We start from the raw sequence: 15625 nt of genomic DNA, 5'->3' as shown, positions 1-15625 counted from the left end.
CGCTATTGAAACCATTTTAACAAGTATCCGGCTTATATTTCATCCTCATTCTTGCTCTTATGGTCTGTCATTAAGAGCCCGCTACCATACAGCCATTCAAAATTGCTTTCAATTGTATCACTTCTTTCTGCGAATGCGTTGCTTAGAAATAATAATCTTATTCTTTAATTTTGGACTGAGTTATCATATTTCTTGCTGCAATCCCCTCTTTTGCAGGGAGTGACTTGCAGCATATGCAAGAATTTTATTTCACGTTGAATGATTGACACTTTACTGTTAGAAACAGTATACTGTCGTTAACAGTAAAAATGAATGTAAAATTTATATGAAACAGGCGGGTGTATATTTTATGAAACATACAGGGAGACATACGGGTGCATTCATATTGATGTTTTTATTAAAGGGAGATAACTATGGAGGAAAACTTCTGCAGAAATGTGAAGAAGAGCTGCCAATCAATCCTATTGATAGTGCCATTTTGTATCGCACACTTAAGAAATTGGAGGAAGAGGGTGCTGTGGAATCTTACTTGGATACTAATCGGGATAAGCCGGTAAGAATGTATAAAATCACTGCAGCCGGAAAAAGCAAGTTAGATGATTTTCAGATGGATATAGAAGAAAAAATGAAAAACCTGTCTTTTTTTCTAAAGAACTACAAAGAATGGAAAGCTCAAAATAATGATTAGCGGAATGGTTTTATATACAATAGCACTTGCGTATGTGGTTATTTCTTTCAAAAAAGATAAACATAAAACAAAGCTTGCCCTCTTAAAAGCATGGAAAATGTTTAATAATGCCTTGCCTGATTTATTAGCTATTATGCTTTTCATCGGGCTTGCCTTGTCTTTATTAACACCATCTATTATTTCTTCCATCATTGGCGCCAATTCTGGGTTCCTTGGCATCGCTTATTCAACAATCATCGGCTCAATTGCTTTAGTTCCGAGCTTTATTGTCTTTCCTCTCGGGCATACATTAGTCCAGAATGGTGCTGCTCTTCCACAGGTGGCGGTATTAATGTCGACTTTAATGTCCGTAGGACTTGCATCTTTATCTTTGGAACAAAAAACTTTTGGATCCAGCTTTGCCTATGCCAGAAATATTTCCGCCATCATCATGTCTCTTCTATTTGCCTGTATAATATGGGTGGTGATGACATGAAGAATCTAAAAAAATATCGTTTCTTTTTCATTTTATTATCAGGTCTGCTTCTAATTGCCATATTGAACCAATCTATTGCTATAAAAGCAGTTCAGTTAACCGGAAACAGCATGATTGATATGTTATTTTTGCTTCCTCCTATATTTATACTAGTGGGATTATTGGATCAATGGGTAAAGAAAGAAACACTCATTCGATATATGGGTGAAAAATCAGGCATATATGGCATCTTCTTCTCCTTATTTTTAGCAACAGTAGCTGCGGGCCCGCTATATATAGCCTTTCCGATTGCCGTACTGTTATTGAAAAAAGGGGCTAGTGTCCGATATCTGGTATTTTTCTTAGGCGCCTGGTCAACAGTGAAATTGCCAGTTTTAATATATGAATTCACTTCTTTTGGCCCTGAATTCACACTGATCCACATATGTTTCGGCCTCATGTTTTATTATGTAACAGGCCTTTTATTTGAAAAATACTATGATCAAAAAAAGCTGTTGAAACATGATATAACAAGTTAGTTGTTGTATCGAATTATGGAAACCTATAAACCAAGTAATTATTGAGAGAACATTCCCATGCATGTTCTCTCTTTTTGTATAAATCTTTCCGGTAACTATGACTTTTTTAACTAACTATATCTGGCTGATTTCCGATGAATTTGATACTTACTTTGACATCAACAGACGCTGAACATGCGGTTCCCTTGTTATATTTATGCCGATAAGCTATTTTTAGATACCCCGGCATTCTTGCCAATGAGTACGGAAAATACGACAATGATTGCCGTTATTATTGTTACGCTTGTAATAGATTCTCCTAAAAAGAGCACTGCAAATAAAATCATCAGAAACGGCTGCATATATTGCAGTTGGCTAATTCGTGCAATTCCGCCTAATGCCATCCCGCCATACCAGGCAACATATGCTAAAAACTGGCTTACAATCGCTAAGTAAAGTAAACTGGCCCAAGCTTGTATTGGAGCATTTAACATTTCCAAAGAAATACTCATCCCTACTGGAATCAGAAAGAATGGTGCTCCTATTACAATAGCCCATGCGATTACCTGCCAGCTTCCTATTTCTTTTGATAGTTTTCCGCCCTCAGCATAACTAAAACCTAAAATAACCACTGCAGCTAAGAGTCCTAAATCCTCCAATTGAAGTTTTCCAAAACCTAAATTAAACGCATATAAAATGACAGCTCCTGCACCAATGAAACTTGCCAGCCAAAATTTCAAAGAAGGTTTTTCCCCCGCTCTAAACAGCGCGATACCAGCTGTTGCTAACGGCAGTAATGCTAATTCAACGGCTCCGTGTGAAACGGGCAATGACTTCATCACCCATGAAGTCAGTAAAGGAAAACCTAAGACAGCCCCTGCAGCGACAATTACAATACTTTTAAATTGCTTCCGGTCAGGTACTTTTTCCTTTCGAACAATCAGTATTACACCAACCAGTATTCCTGCAATGACCGTTCTTCCTAAACCAACTACCGTTGTTCCGAAATATTCAACAGCAATCCTGGTAGCCGGCAAAGTCAGACTAAAACAAATAACACCCGCCAGCCCAAGCAATAACCCCAATTTTTCTCTTTCCACACAGCTTCCTCCCTAACTCCATGTATTTCTTCCTGAAAAATCCAATGATAATTTTGTTATAATCACATAATACTAGATACAGATAATGGATATGATGGCTGTTTTCTGCATCTGTCAGGGTACAGTTTAAGGAGGATGAAATAATATTGAATCCAAAGTACAAGAAAATTGCAGATGAAATTAAGCAGCAGCTTGCAAATGGAAATTTAGCTGCTGGTCATAAACTTCCCTCTGTTCGACAGCTATCTGAAAAATTTAACTGCAGTAAAAATACGGTCATTAAAGCTTACAGTGAGTTAGAAAGAGAACACTTAATTTATGCAATACCTCAAAGCGGCTATTATATTGTCAATGAATTCAAACTGCCTGATAATCAGCCTGATGTAATAGATTTCTTGTCAGCAGGACCGGATAAGCATTTGTTGCCATACATTGAGTTTCAGCATTGCTTAAATCAGGCGATTGAAAAATATCAGGAAGAAATTTTCACATATTCCGATCAACAAGGCCTTCTATCATTACGTACAGAAATCGTGAAAAACCTTCAAATTTCACAAGTCTTTACTGAAATAGACCGTGTTGTCATAGTCTCAGGCTCTCAACAGGCTATTCACTTATTAACGGCGATCCCCTTTCCAAACGGCAAAAAAAATATCCTTATTGAACAACCAACGTATTTCGGGATGATTGAATCTCTTGATTTAAACCAGGTTACAACCTTTGGCATCGAATTATCCATGAAAGGAATCGATTTAGAACGCCTTGAATATATGTTCAAAAACAACGATATTAAGTTTTTCTATGTCATTCCAAGATTTCATAACCCTCTTGGACATTCTTATACAAATAGTGAGAAGAAGAAAATTGTGGAATTGGCAAATAAGTATGATGTATATATTGTGGAAGATGATTTTCTAGGTGAATTAGAGCCTGATAAAAAAGCTGACCCGTTTTTCGCTTTTGATCCGTCTGGAAGAGTCATTTATATTCAAAGCTTTTCAAAAGTATTTCTTCCCGGGCTGCGGATTGCCAATGTTGTATTGCCAAAAATAATGATAAAAAGCTTTTTGCGTTATAAATTCAGTTCAGATTTCAACAGCCCTGTCCTTTCTCAAGGGGCATTAGATATCTATTTGAAAAGCGGGATGTATCACAGTCACTTGAAAAAGATAAAGAATGTATATTTTCATAAAATACAAATGCTAAAAAGTGCTTGCGAACAATTCCTTCCGGAAGGCACACAATACACGAAGCCTGTTTCAGGATTTTATCTTTCCATCTATTTACCAGATCACATTTCAGCAAAAAAACTCGCTATTCTACTTTCTGAACAACAAATATTAATAGATGATACAGGCAGAATGTTCTTATCCGATTTTAATAAAGACAATCTCATTCGTTTATGTATTTCTCAAGTGCATGACTATCAAATAAAAGATGGGATAGAAAAGATCGCTCAAACCATTAGCGATTTGGGCAATAAAAAGAACTACTATTTAAATAAGATCTCACTCATTTAAACAAATCTTCCTCTAATCATAAGCAGCACCAGACATATACAGACTGGTGCTTTATTAATTCATTGGAAAATCGCGTAAAAACTAGTACCTGTTTCACTTTATTTGACAGTCTCCAACGTTGAAGTCTTTTACTTTGGCTCTTTTCTTAAAGATTGTTGTTTTTTAATGAGTTCTGTGAGGAGACCTCATTATTAAAGGAGGGTGATTGGAGCATAGGGTGCGAGACTCCTGCGGGGTTAGCTGGAAGGTGAGACCCCGCAGGCAAAGCAGAGGAGGCTCACCGCCCGCCCCGCGGAAAGCGGGCATCCTAAGCGGAAATCAACCCCTTGTTCCATAGCAGAAAAGCTTTCGAAAACAGCCTTTACTTTTGATTAAATAATGTCGGTGTCTAAAAAAGTTTTAAAAATTCTTTTGCCGCTTTCGATAAATAACTATTCTTCCTCCAAATCACTTTGGGTTCAGATATTAAGGTCTGATCCTTTAGCTGAATGACCCTCAATCCTCCCAATGAATGGAGGGATAATAACGAGAGCGGTAAAATCGTTGCACCAAATCCCGATGAAACGAGACCAAGCAACATAATTAAATCCTGACATTCGCACAGTATATTTGGTTCTAAATCTAACCGTTGAAATTCATTGACAATTTGTCCATACGCACCTAAACCATAGTTTGGCCGCAGAAGAATCAATGGCAAATCGATGATTTCCTCTAAGCTGCATTGCTCCGATCCGCTCCACGTCCATTTTTCAGGCAAAACAAGCACATATGGGTCACTTTCCAATGTCATTTGAGAGATACTTTTTTCTGTTATTGGACTATTTGTTACCGCAATCTCAATCTGACGTTTAGATAACATTTTTATGAGATGAATCGTTTCACCTTCCCATACTTTGAAAGTGAGACCAGGATTTTTCTCACGAATATCTATCACCTTAGAAAGAATTAAAGGGGCACAATAAAGATTGGATCCAACAGATAAAATCCCACTGGCGTCTTTCCTCAATTCTTGAACTTCAACCATTGTTTCATCAAGTTTATTTAAAAGTTCTTTTGCTCGAAAAAGTAATCTTTCCCCCTCCAAGGTTAAATTAAGACTTTTGTTATCTCGATCAAATAAAATGACGCCTAGCTCTTCTTCCATTTGTTTGAGTTGTCTGCTCAAAGGGGGCTGGGCAATATTTAATTTCTTTGCAGCTGTCGTGATCTTACCTTCTTCTGCTATAGTGATAAAGTATTTTAACTGTCGAATATCCAAGATGAAACCTCCATCATACCTAAAGGGTATAGTAAAAAGATAAAACAGATATTTTAAGTATTGATAAATTAAGTATACACTAAGGTGTAGCGTAATTCATAAAGTGAAGGGGAGTGACTTTGTTGTTCAAAAAAAATACCATACAATTTCCAAGGCTTTTATCGGTTGGAAATATATCGAATGGATTTGTGGCCTGGCTTTTTGGTTCAGCAGGACCACTATTAATTGTTTTACAAGCTGCTGCAAAAGGTCATTTGTCTGATAGCATAACCAGCTCATGGATTTTCGCCATTTATGGAATGGGCGGACTCCTAACGCTCATCGTCTCCTTATATTATGGGCAGCCCATAGGCTATGCCTTTTCAATACCTGGAGCCATTCTTGTCGGCTCAAGCTTAACCCATTACTCTTTCAGCCAAGTGGTTGGTGCCTATATTATAACCGGGATCCTCATTTTCCTTTTAGGAGTAACTGGCCTTGTTACAAAATTGATGAAGGTTATGCCTATGCCAGTTATGATGGGGATGGTGTCAGGTGTCTTGCTCCCTTTTGGAACTAACATGATCGGCTCGGTTGTAAAAAATCCGCTACTTAACGGAATCCCGTTACTAGTCTTTCTGGCTCTTTCTTTTTTCTTACGATTTTCAAAAAAGTTTCCACCTATATTAGGGGCGATCATTGCAGCAATTCTTTGTCTTAAATTTTTGCCGAACGTATCGGTACAGCCTCTCCATATAGCAATGGGCATACCCCATTTTATCATTCCATCATTTAGTTTTTCCGTTGTAGGGGAACTTGTCATTCCATTGCTCTTAACGGTTATTGCCATTCAAAATGCCCAAGGGATTGCTATGTTAGAGACCCATGGCTATCAGCCGCCGATCAATGCCATGACCAATTGGAGCGGAATCGGTACCATTATAAATGCTTTTTTTGGGGGCCACCCAGCCTGTATTGCAGGTCCCATGACGGGCTTACTTGTTAATAAAGATTCAGGCAAACTTGAACATCGATATGTCGCTGCTATTGTATTAGGAGTATTATCCTGTCTATTAGCTCTATTCTCTCCAATAGCTTCACAAATCCCATATGTCATTCCTGCCTCATTAATTCAATTACTAGGCGGCATTGCCATGATTAGTGTACTGGTTGACTCTTTGAAAATGAGTTTCTCTGGCCGATTTAAATCAGGCGCCCTCTTTTCTTTTATAATCACAATCTCAGGGATCTCTATTCTCCATATTGGAGCGCCATTCTGGGGTCTGGTTGGGGGTACCTTGGCCACCGTATTCTTGGATAAACAAGATTTAAAATCTGCATCAAGTGACCCTGAAAATGAAACTGACTTTATTAAAGCTTCCTGACACAGTTTCTTTAGACCCCGGTTACATCCCATGACAAAATAAATGACACCTAGACTGCACTATGTCTAGGTGTCATTTATTTTTTGTACAGAATAACATCCTCCCTATCACACCGGAAACAATGGTATAAATTTTTTTCAAATGAACTATTCTGAGTATCTTACTTTTGGCAATAATACATTTCTTAAAAAGGGCACCATATCCCTTAAATTCACCAGTCTGTGTTCTCATTGAACCACATCGAAAAATTTCCTATACCACCGCCTATACAAAGGGTAAACAAAAGATTCTCTATCATAGCTAAGTTATTCACTAACTTCTGAAACATTTTTAATAACGATAATGAATCTTTCTGAGAACCATTGAAAAGAATATAATAAAAGTTTTTCTCTCCAATTATGAAACAGCCTTTTGTTCTTGATGTGAATTTAAATTCTATAGGGATTTGACAGGAATCTTCTTTGAATCGGGTGATTTGCAGGTAGCATCAAAATCATAGATAGCATGTCCTTGACCAAGTATTTCATTTACCCCCCATCCCCCTTCAACCTATGTAAATCACTTCCCAACCTGCCTGCTCGATAATCGGAATTAACTATAATATGCTAATTGGGCGAGTGCCTTCAGATGAAATTCGGCCAATTGCTGGACCAGCATTCTCATCCCGTTTCCCAGCCCTGCCTAAAGCATAAAAGTTGATTTTGGGTATAAAGAAAAGTAATATAGATATATCGCAAATTATCAATATCCTATTGTTTGGTTAGTTTATACGTATTCCAAAATAGATTTTAATCAGAAAGGGGCAGGCAGCATTGGATCGGGAATCAAATATGATAAAAGACGAACAGGCAGTTGAAATTTTCAAGGCTCTCTCAAATCAAATAAGAGTAAATATTCTGCAAATGTTGAAAGAACCTGATAATAATTTTTCCCCGCAGGCCCATGTCATCAATGAAAAAGGCTTTGATGGCGGGGTTTGTGTTAGTGATATTCGAAACAAAGTAGGACTATCACAATCCACTACCTCCCAGTATTTGTCTATCCTATTGCAAAGCGGTCTGGTGGAAATGAAACGAATCGGACAATGGACTTATTATCGACGCAATGAGGAAACCATTAAACAGTTTGAAAAGTATATAGGCTTAAAAATATAACCGTTTAAGGAGGACCAAGAGTGAGTTTTCAAAATCATCGTGCCTATAACAGCATGTATCTAAAAGACAAAATGACACTCGGATTTGTCCTCCCGACTGCAAGGATGTCTAAAAATCCGATTATGGAAAATCAGCTGGAGCTTGCCCGTAAAATTGAGGAATATGGCTTTGCTTCATTATGGCTCCGTGATATTACGATGCAGAATTTGAATATAGATGATAACGGCCAAAAGTACGATTTATGGATTTATTTGACGTATCTAGCTGCCTATACGAAGCACATCGCGTTAGTGACAGGAAGTGTCGTTCTCCCTTTGCGCCACCCTCTCAGGGTAGCCAAGGAAGCTGCATCAATCGATCAATTGTTTCCAGGTCGATTGATTATGGGAGTGGCTTCAGGGGACAGGGAAAAAGACTTTACAGCTTTAGGGATATCTAAGCAAGAAAGCGGCCCGTTATTTAAAGAAAATTTCCAAATTCTCGACCGGCTGTTAAAAGAGGATCAGCCGACAATCCACAGCAACAGAGGGGTGATCGATGGTACGGATATGAGGTTAATCCCAAAGCCCGTATCTTCGATTCCGACCATGGTAACCGGATTTAGCAATCAGTCTATCAATTGGATAGCCAGGAATGGGGATGGGTGGCTTCAATACCCAAGAAGCATTATTCAACAGGCGCAGCTTATCCAGGATTATCGTGCTTTAACTGAAGTTCATGCTCCAGGAGTTTTTAAGCCCTTCTCTCAAAGCTTGTTCATCGATTTAGCAGAAAATCCTGATGAAATGCCTGTCCCCATACCCTTAGGCTATTCCGTAGGAAGAAACCATTTAGTTGATCTGCTTCATCAATTCCAAGAGATTGGTGTCAACCATTTGGCGTTTGTTCTGTATTTTTCCAAGCGCCCTCCAGAGGAAGTAATCCAGGAGCTTGGAGAATTTGTTTTACCCCACTTTCCGACCCATAAAGGGACAAGCCAGCTTTAAAAGCTGTATAAAAGGAGGATGAATTATGACAAAGAAAATAGAACTTTCAGTACTGGATCCCTCCCCAATTGTCGAGGGAGGATCAGCCGGATTTTCCCTTCAAAACACGCTTGATCTAGCAAAGAAAACAGAACAGTGGGGATATAAACGGTTTTGGCTTGCTGAGCATCATAACTGGATAGGAATGGCGAGTTCAGCATCCCCGATCGTAATTGGACGAGTAGCCTCTGTCACGGAAAAGATGCGTATTGGATCAGGCGCAATGCTGCTTTCCCATTATTCTCCTCTCTCCGTGGCAGAGCAATTTGGAACATTAGAAACCTTCTTCCCTGGCAGGATCGACCTTGGATTGGGGCGGGCACCTGGCACCGACCAATTTACAGCAAATGTATTGCGGCAGCGGGTTGCTGGGGAACCAGAATTTGATGCCCGGCTAGAGGAGCTTATCGCATATCTTTATGGTACAGGAACAGCCACTGAGAATGGTTCATTTAGTTTTCACGCCATTCCCGGCGAAAAAACAAATGTGCCAATCTGGCTGTTAGGTTCAGGATTTTATAGTGCACAATTGGCTGGAATACTTGGGTTGCCATTCTCTTTCGCGGGACATTTTGCTCCAGGTAACATGATGGAGGCCATAAAACTGTACCGGGATTCTTTTCGTCCGTCTCAATTTTTGAAGGAGCCTTATGTACTGTTAGCCGTTCAAGTAGTGGCAGCTGATGAGAAACAGGAGGCACAAAGGCTTGCCACTTCGATGTATCAAAAATTTCTTTTGTTAACCCGCGGAAAGCCTTCGCCCATTTTGCCTCCTGTTGATAATATGGACGAGCTTTGGAGCGATAATGAACGCAGGGCGGTTGAAGAACAGCTTTTCACTTCCATCATCGGGGACCCTGCAGGCGTGAAAGAGCAGCTCCATGAGTTAGTAGAAAAGACTGGCGCTGATGAAATTATGGCTCATACAGAGATTTTCGATCATAAGGCACGGCTGCGCTCTTATGAAATTTTGTCTCAGGTGCAGTAAATTAGTCTAATAAAGGATGTATTTTCTGCAGATATTAAATCAGTTAAATTATTCTGATTTAGATTGAAGCATTAAAAGAAGACAAAGAAAATTATTAAAGAAAGAAGATGAACATATGCCTGAAAATGATACAAAACAAATTACGGATATTCCATTCTCTGTCCTGGATCTCTCTCCAATTGCAGATGGAAGTACGCCAGCTGATTCTTTCCGCAATACTTTGGAGCTCGCCCAGCTCGCTGAAAAGCTGGGATATAACCGATATTGGCTCGCTGAGCATCATAATATGCCGTTTATTGCCAGCTCTGCAACATCGGTAGTCATTTCCCATGTTGCAGCAGGTACATCAAAAATCCGGGTAGGTTCAGGCGGCATTATGCTGCCAAATCATGCACCTCTTGTTATTGCTGAGCAATTTGGTACTCTGGAATCATTATATCCAGGACGTATTGATCTTGGCTTGGGCCGTGCACCAGGCACTGACCAGCTTACCGCACGTGCATTAAGACGTGACTTGAGAAGTTCAGGAGAAGATTTCCCTGAGCAGCTGGCTGAGCTCCGGAATTACTTTGATCCTTCCCTGGCACAAGGAAATAGTCATGTTAAAGCAATTCCGGGTCAGGGATTAAACATACCTATTTGGCTGTTAGGTTCAAGCGGATACAGTGCCCAGCTGGCAGGAGAGCTTGGACTCCCGTTTGCATTTGCGAGCCATTTCTCGCCGCATAACACACTGCCCGCTATCCAGCTGTACCGCCGTTCGTTTAAGCCTTCTAAAGTACTGGACAAGCCGCATGCAATGGTAGGTCTAAACATCATTGCGGCCGATACAGATCAAGAAGCTGAGCTGCTCGCTACAACATTGCAGCAGCAGTTCTTGAATTTGATGCGCGGGAAGGAAGTCCCATTGCAGCCGCCAGTGGATAATATTAATGATATAGCGAGCGACTATGAAATAGCAGCCCTTAAGAATCAATTAGGAACTTCTATTGTCGGCAGTCCTCAAACCGTAAAAGAAAAGCTGGAAAAGTTTCTGGTTGAAAGTCAAGCTGATGAAATCATGGCAATCGCCCAGGTTTATGATCAAAAGGCCCGCCTCCATTCCTATGAAATATTGGCAGAAATCACTCAGCGAAAATAGGTCAAAATTGGCAATCCTAATAGAAAGCTTTTAATGTATATCTAAAAATTTTTTGTTTAGACTATAAAAAAAGTGCCTGTACAAAGAAAGTAGTCTATGTTATCCATTTGCAAATTAGTAACCCTTAAAACTTGATGTATACAAAAGGAGAATAAAGATGAATCCAAAATATGAAGCTGCATTTAAACCATTTACCTTCCGTTCTGGAGTTGAAATAAAGAACCGTATTACAATGGCTCCTATGACAAATACGGCGGCACATGAAAATGGTGAAGTATCAGACGAAGAAGTTGCGTATTATCAAGAACGTGCCGATGGTGTAGGAGCAGTAATCACCGCCTGCACATACGTCACCAGGGATGGAAAAGGATTCCCGGGTGAATTTGGTGCAGATTCCGATTCCCTGATCCCTAGTTTAAGACGTGTGGCGACAGCTATACAGGAAAAAGGTTCAAAGGCGATTTTACAAATTTTTCACGGTGGCAGAATGTGCCCTCCTGAAGAATTGCTCGATGGTCAACCAATTGCTCCGAGTGCGGTAGCAGCGGAACGGGACGATGCCGTGGTACCTCGGGAAATGACAGCAGACGAAATCGATGACATTATTAAAGCATTTGGTGAAGCAACCAGAAGAGCAATAGAAGCTGGGTATGATGGAGTTGAAATCCATGGTGCCAATACGTATTTGATTCAGCAATTCTTTTCCCCACACTCAAATCGCAGAACTGACAAATGGGGTGGAACGCTGGAAAAACGTATGGCCTTCCCGCTTGCTGTAGTTGACGTTGTTAAAAAAGCAGTTTCAGACCATGCAACCAAACCTTTTATCATCGGCTATCGGTTATCACCTGAAGAAAGAGAGAATCCTGGCATTACCATGGAAGATACATTGCAATTAGTGGACAAGTTAGCGGACCAGGACCTGGATTATCTCCATATTTCTGTCGGCGGCTTTTGGAACGGATCAATCCGTGATGATAACGATAAGACATCCCGAGTTGTTATGATCCACGAACGTGTCGGCGATCGTGTACCTGTGATGGGTGTTGGGATGCTGCGGACAGCCGATGAAGTGATGAAAGCATTTGAAACAGGTGTACCTTTAATCGCTTTAGGCAGGGAATTGATAATGGAACCTCAGTGGGTACAAAAAGTACAAGCCGGTGAAGAAGACAAAATCCGTACAACATTATCTAAAAAAGATCAAAAAGAACTGGCTATTTCTGACAAAATGTGGGAGTACTATACTAGCATCCCTGGCTGGCTTCCTATTGTATAAGGAGTTCATTTATCATTCCATCTCTGCTTCCATGAATTGTTCTACAAAAAATGGGAATCGTGATGATAATTGTCCTTGCTCAGCAAGTATAAGAATATAGCTTAAACTAAATAAGACAGAACATTTTAAAGGGAAACCATCTTAGTGGTTTCCCTATTTTATTGTGTATCAGAGCAGAAATCAGCCATAATTCATTTGTTTATGACTAGAAGTTATTGTTAATATATAATCAGCAATAGACGCACATAGAAAGGATTGGATATAAAGTGAACCTGGGGTTAAAAGATAAAACAGCACTCGTGACAGGCGGCAGTAAAGGTATTGGAAAAGCAATTGCCATCGCGTTTGCCAAGGAAGGCACCAATGTTGTAATTTGTGGCCGTGGTGAAGAAACATTAAAAGAAGCAGCAGCGGAAATTGAAAAGCTGGGAGGGAATGTGCTTGCCGTTCAGGCGGACTTAACGAAACAATCTGATGTGGAACATCTGGTCTCCTCTGCATTCGACCGCTTCAAATCAATCGATATACTCGTAAATAACGCAGGAATAGCCAGTGGATTTGACGACTTTGAAACATTGGACATAGAGGCCTGGCAGCATATATTTGATGTGAATGTATTTGGGACTGTCCGCGTAACCAAAGCAGTTATCCCTTTTATGAAAAAAGCCGGATTTGGTCGCATCATTAATATTTCATCTGAGTCAGGACTTCAGCCTGATTCGTTTATGCCTCATTATAATGCTTCAAAGGCAGCAATTATCAATTTTTCAAAGAGCTTATCAAAGGCGTATGCCGCTCAGGGAATTTTGGTGAATACTGTATCACCAGCATTTATCATGACACCAATGCTGGAAAATCTATTAAAAGATAATGCGAAGCAGCTGAATATAACCTATGAAGAAGCTACTCAACAATTTTTAAAGGAAAACCGTCCACATGTCGAAGTAAAACGGCCTGGAACAGTTGATGAAGCAGCGTCTGCTGTTGTTTATCTTGCTTCCAAACAGGCCTCCTTTATTAATGGTGTAAACCTTCGGGTAGATGGCGGTTCGGTTGCGAGTATATAAATTCCCTTAAGAAAAAACTTCAACAAAAAAGGCTATCTTTTTTAGATAGCCGCTTTTTTTTAGATTGCACTTACCTCGTTTTCTTTAGCTATGCATAAAGCTTTATCCGCCCGAGATAGTAAAGGAATGCTTCCTGTCACCCTTTTTATATTCTGTAACACCAAAACTGCATGTGATGTTTCTTTGAATAGTCCTGGATAAGGTAAACATGTTTGGAGTTTACTTTTTTTTGATACAGTTCCCCATAATGTGTCTGAATGAGTTTTTTAACTAGCTGACATTCCTTTGATTTCATGTTAAAAACAGAGACATTATCGCAACTGCCCCTGTCTTAGATATTTCAAGAAGTCTTAGAAAAACGTTTGGTTTGAGCGTTTGCTGCGCGATTACCGATGCCAAACGCGTAATAGCTGATGGAAACAAGCGCGAGAAAAACAATTCCTACAACAAGCGATACGCGTGTATCTTTATTAAAGCCCATCCCTATTAGTATCAGAATCAGAAAAACAATTGTCAGGTAGTTTGATACAGGGGCAAAAGGCATTTTGAATGGATGATTGTCCATTTTGTCACCCTTCGCTTTCCTGAATTGAATTTGGCTGATCAAAATGACAAACCAAGGAATCATCCCCGGAAGTACACTGGCACTATATACATAGACGAATAAATTTTTTGGTGCAATATAACTTAAAATAATGCCCACTGCCAAACCAGCCAATACACCAATCGTGCTTAAAAGCGGGACCCCACCTGAAGTCAATTTCGTGAAGATTTTGGGTGCTTGTCCATTAACGCCCAAGGTGTACAGCATCCGTCCTGCACTGTAAATCCCGCTGTTACACCCGGACATTGCCGCAGTGATGACAACAAAGTTAATAATTCCGGCGGCCGCTGTAATGCCAACTTTTGCAAAGGTTGCAACAAACGGGCTGCCGACTGAATGCAGCTGGTCCCATGGAAACACAGTCACAATCACAAATATTGCCCCTATGTAAAAAATTAAAATCCGCCAGATAATACTCTGGGTTGCTTTTGTTAAGGTTTTTTGCGGATCTTCTGCTTCTCCGGCTGTAATCCCGATTAATTCGACACCTTGATAGGCCCCAATAACAAGTGACAGAGCAAAAAAGAATCCTGTCCAGCCTCCTGTAAAGAAGCCGCCATGTTCCCAGAGGTTTGCGAATCCGGTTGCGGTTCCTCCATTGCCAAATCCGAAGAAAATAAGACCAAATCCGCCAACGATCATGATTAAAATAGTGGCAACTTTAATCAATGAAAACCAAAACTCAAACTCGCCAAATGATTTAACAGAAATTAAGTTTGCTGCCCCAAGAATGACAAAGGCTACTAAACCTGGAATCCAAGCAGGAAGATCCGGGAACCAATACTTCATGTAAGCCCCAACGGCAATAATCTCTGACATCCCGACAATCACCCATTGAAACCAGTTGCTCCATGCCGTTAAATACCCTGCCATTGGATGAATATACTTATAGCCGAATGTTGCAAAAGAGCCCGTACTTGGCTCCACATATAACATTTCACCCATTGCCCGCATAATAAAAAAGATAAAAATTCCGGCAATCATATAGGCAAGCAGCACAGAAGGACCTGTCCATTGAATCGTTTTTGCTGAGCCCATAAATAATCCGACACCAATTGTACCGCCTAACGCAATCATCTGAATATGACGGGACTTTAAGCCTCTCTTTAATTCTTCCGCTGCCACTTTGACTCCCCCATTCCAGCAAATCGCTTCTTTTTTACTTATCTGAATTATTATACAATTATAATACTACCACTCAAAAGATACAATTGTGTATTTCAGAAATACATCTATTTACCCAGCATTTTTCCATAAGAGGATTAAAATATAAATATATGTTAGATTTCACAATAACTTTACCATCAGCTCTTTTATATATTAACTGCTTCCTCCCTTCCAAATTATTTTAATCCTTCCTCCGTCTCGCTTAAAAACCCCTCGCCAGTGAACCGTAAACATAAACTATAAAACTGGAGTCTTTAAATTATGAATGGCTCTTCTCCCTATTACTTCGATTGAAAGC

The 15625-nt window shown here is 39.9% G+C and carries 14 protein-coding genes; 11 read left to right on the top strand and 3 right to left on the bottom strand.

Going from position 1 to position 15625, the window contains the following annotated elements:
- Positions 1-349: 349 nt before the first annotated feature.
- Genes BIV59_RS01195 through BIV59_RS01185 form a run of 3 tightly spaced genes read left to right on the top strand, consistent with a single transcriptional unit; the run spans position 350 to position 1681 of the window.
- Complete coding sequence (locus BIV59_RS01195) at positions 350-688, top strand: PadR family transcriptional regulator (protein ID WP_071349606.1); 339 nt, start codon at positions 350-352, stop codon at positions 686-688.
- Positions 681-1163, top strand: coding sequence for a hypothetical protein (locus tag BIV59_RS01190; RefSeq protein ID WP_071349605.1), 483 nt, complete (start codon positions 681-683; stop codon positions 1161-1163). The genes BIV59_RS01195 and BIV59_RS01190 overlap by 8 nt, the downstream gene beginning before the upstream one ends.
- On the top strand, positions 1160-1681 hold the full coding sequence (locus BIV59_RS01185) for a permease (RefSeq protein WP_071349604.1): 522 nt from the start codon (positions 1160-1162) through the stop codon (positions 1679-1681). The genes BIV59_RS01190 and BIV59_RS01185 overlap by 4 nt, the downstream gene beginning before the upstream one ends.
- Positions 1682-1875: 194 nt before the next feature.
- Here BIV59_RS01185 and BIV59_RS01180 read toward each other — a convergent pair whose 3' ends face one another.
- The gene (locus tag BIV59_RS01180) at positions 1876-2760 is read right to left on the bottom strand and encodes a DMT family transporter (protein WP_071349603.1); all 885 of its coding nucleotides are present in this window, start codon (positions 2758-2760) and stop codon (positions 1876-1878) included.
- Between the two features lie 146 nt (positions 2761-2906).
- Between BIV59_RS01180 and BIV59_RS01175 the strand changes: the two genes are divergently transcribed.
- Positions 2907-4280: an aminotransferase-like domain-containing protein gene (locus BIV59_RS01175; protein WP_071349602.1), complete on the top strand. Its 1374-nt coding sequence runs from the start codon at positions 2907-2909 to the stop codon at positions 4278-4280.
- A gap of 388 nt (positions 4281-4668) precedes the next feature.
- Here BIV59_RS01175 and BIV59_RS01170 read toward each other — a convergent pair whose 3' ends face one another.
- Entirely contained in the window at positions 4669-5538 is an 870-nt protein-coding gene (locus BIV59_RS01170; protein ID WP_071349601.1) for a LysR family transcriptional regulator, read from the bottom strand.
- 122 nt (positions 5539-5660) lie between these two features.
- Here BIV59_RS01170 and BIV59_RS01165 point away from each other — a divergent pair, with 122 nt between their 5' ends.
- The 7 genes from BIV59_RS01165 (at position 5661) to BIV59_RS01135 (ending at position 13556) form a co-directional block, all read left to right on the top strand.
- On the top strand, positions 5661-6902 hold the full coding sequence (locus BIV59_RS01165) for a benzoate/H(+) symporter BenE family transporter (protein WP_170846062.1): 1242 nt from the start codon (positions 5661-5663) through the stop codon (positions 6900-6902).
- Between the two features lie 830 nt (positions 6903-7732).
- Complete coding sequence (locus BIV59_RS01160; protein ID WP_071349628.1) at positions 7733-8056, top strand: ArsR/SmtB family transcription factor; 324 nt, start codon at positions 7733-7735, stop codon at positions 8054-8056.
- 20 nt (positions 8057-8076) lie between these two features.
- Entirely contained in the window at positions 8077-9042 is a 966-nt protein-coding gene (locus BIV59_RS01155) for a TIGR03571 family LLM class oxidoreductase (protein ID WP_083391982.1), read from the top strand.
- Between the two features lie 25 nt (positions 9043-9067).
- On the top strand, positions 9068-10069 hold the full coding sequence (locus BIV59_RS01150; protein WP_071349599.1) for an LLM class flavin-dependent oxidoreductase: 1002 nt from the start codon (positions 9068-9070) through the stop codon (positions 10067-10069).
- A gap of 115 nt (positions 10070-10184) precedes the next feature.
- A complete protein-coding gene (locus BIV59_RS01145; RefSeq protein ID WP_071349598.1) occupies positions 10185-11210 on the top strand; it encodes an LLM class flavin-dependent oxidoreductase in 1026 nt (341 codons plus the stop codon).
- A gap of 157 nt (positions 11211-11367) precedes the next feature.
- The gene (locus BIV59_RS01140) at positions 11368-12489 is read left to right on the top strand and encodes an NADH-dependent flavin oxidoreductase (RefSeq protein ID WP_071349597.1); all 1122 of its coding nucleotides are present in this window, start codon (positions 11368-11370) and stop codon (positions 12487-12489) included.
- A 266-nt stretch (positions 12490-12755) separates the two neighbouring features.
- Entirely contained in the window at positions 12756-13556 is an 801-nt protein-coding gene (locus BIV59_RS01135; RefSeq protein WP_071349596.1) for an SDR family NAD(P)-dependent oxidoreductase, read from the top strand.
- A gap of 340 nt (positions 13557-13896) precedes the next feature.
- On the opposite strand, the gene BIV59_RS01130 is transcribed toward BIV59_RS01135, so the two are convergent.
- Positions 13897-15285 carry an amino acid permease gene (locus BIV59_RS01130; protein WP_071349595.1) on the bottom strand — a complete coding sequence of 463 codons (1389 nt, stop codon included), beginning with the start codon at positions 15283-15285 and terminating at the stop codon, positions 13897-13899.
- Positions 15286-15625: the final 340 nt, after the last annotated feature.

It is taken from the genome of Bacillus sp. MUM 13, from assembly GCF_001866725.1.
Taxonomy (GTDB): Bacteria; Bacillota; Bacilli; order Bacillales; family DSM-1321; genus Peribacillus.
The sequence above is the reverse complement of the archived record's forward strand: the minus strand, read 5'-3'. Positions and strand labels throughout refer to the sequence as shown.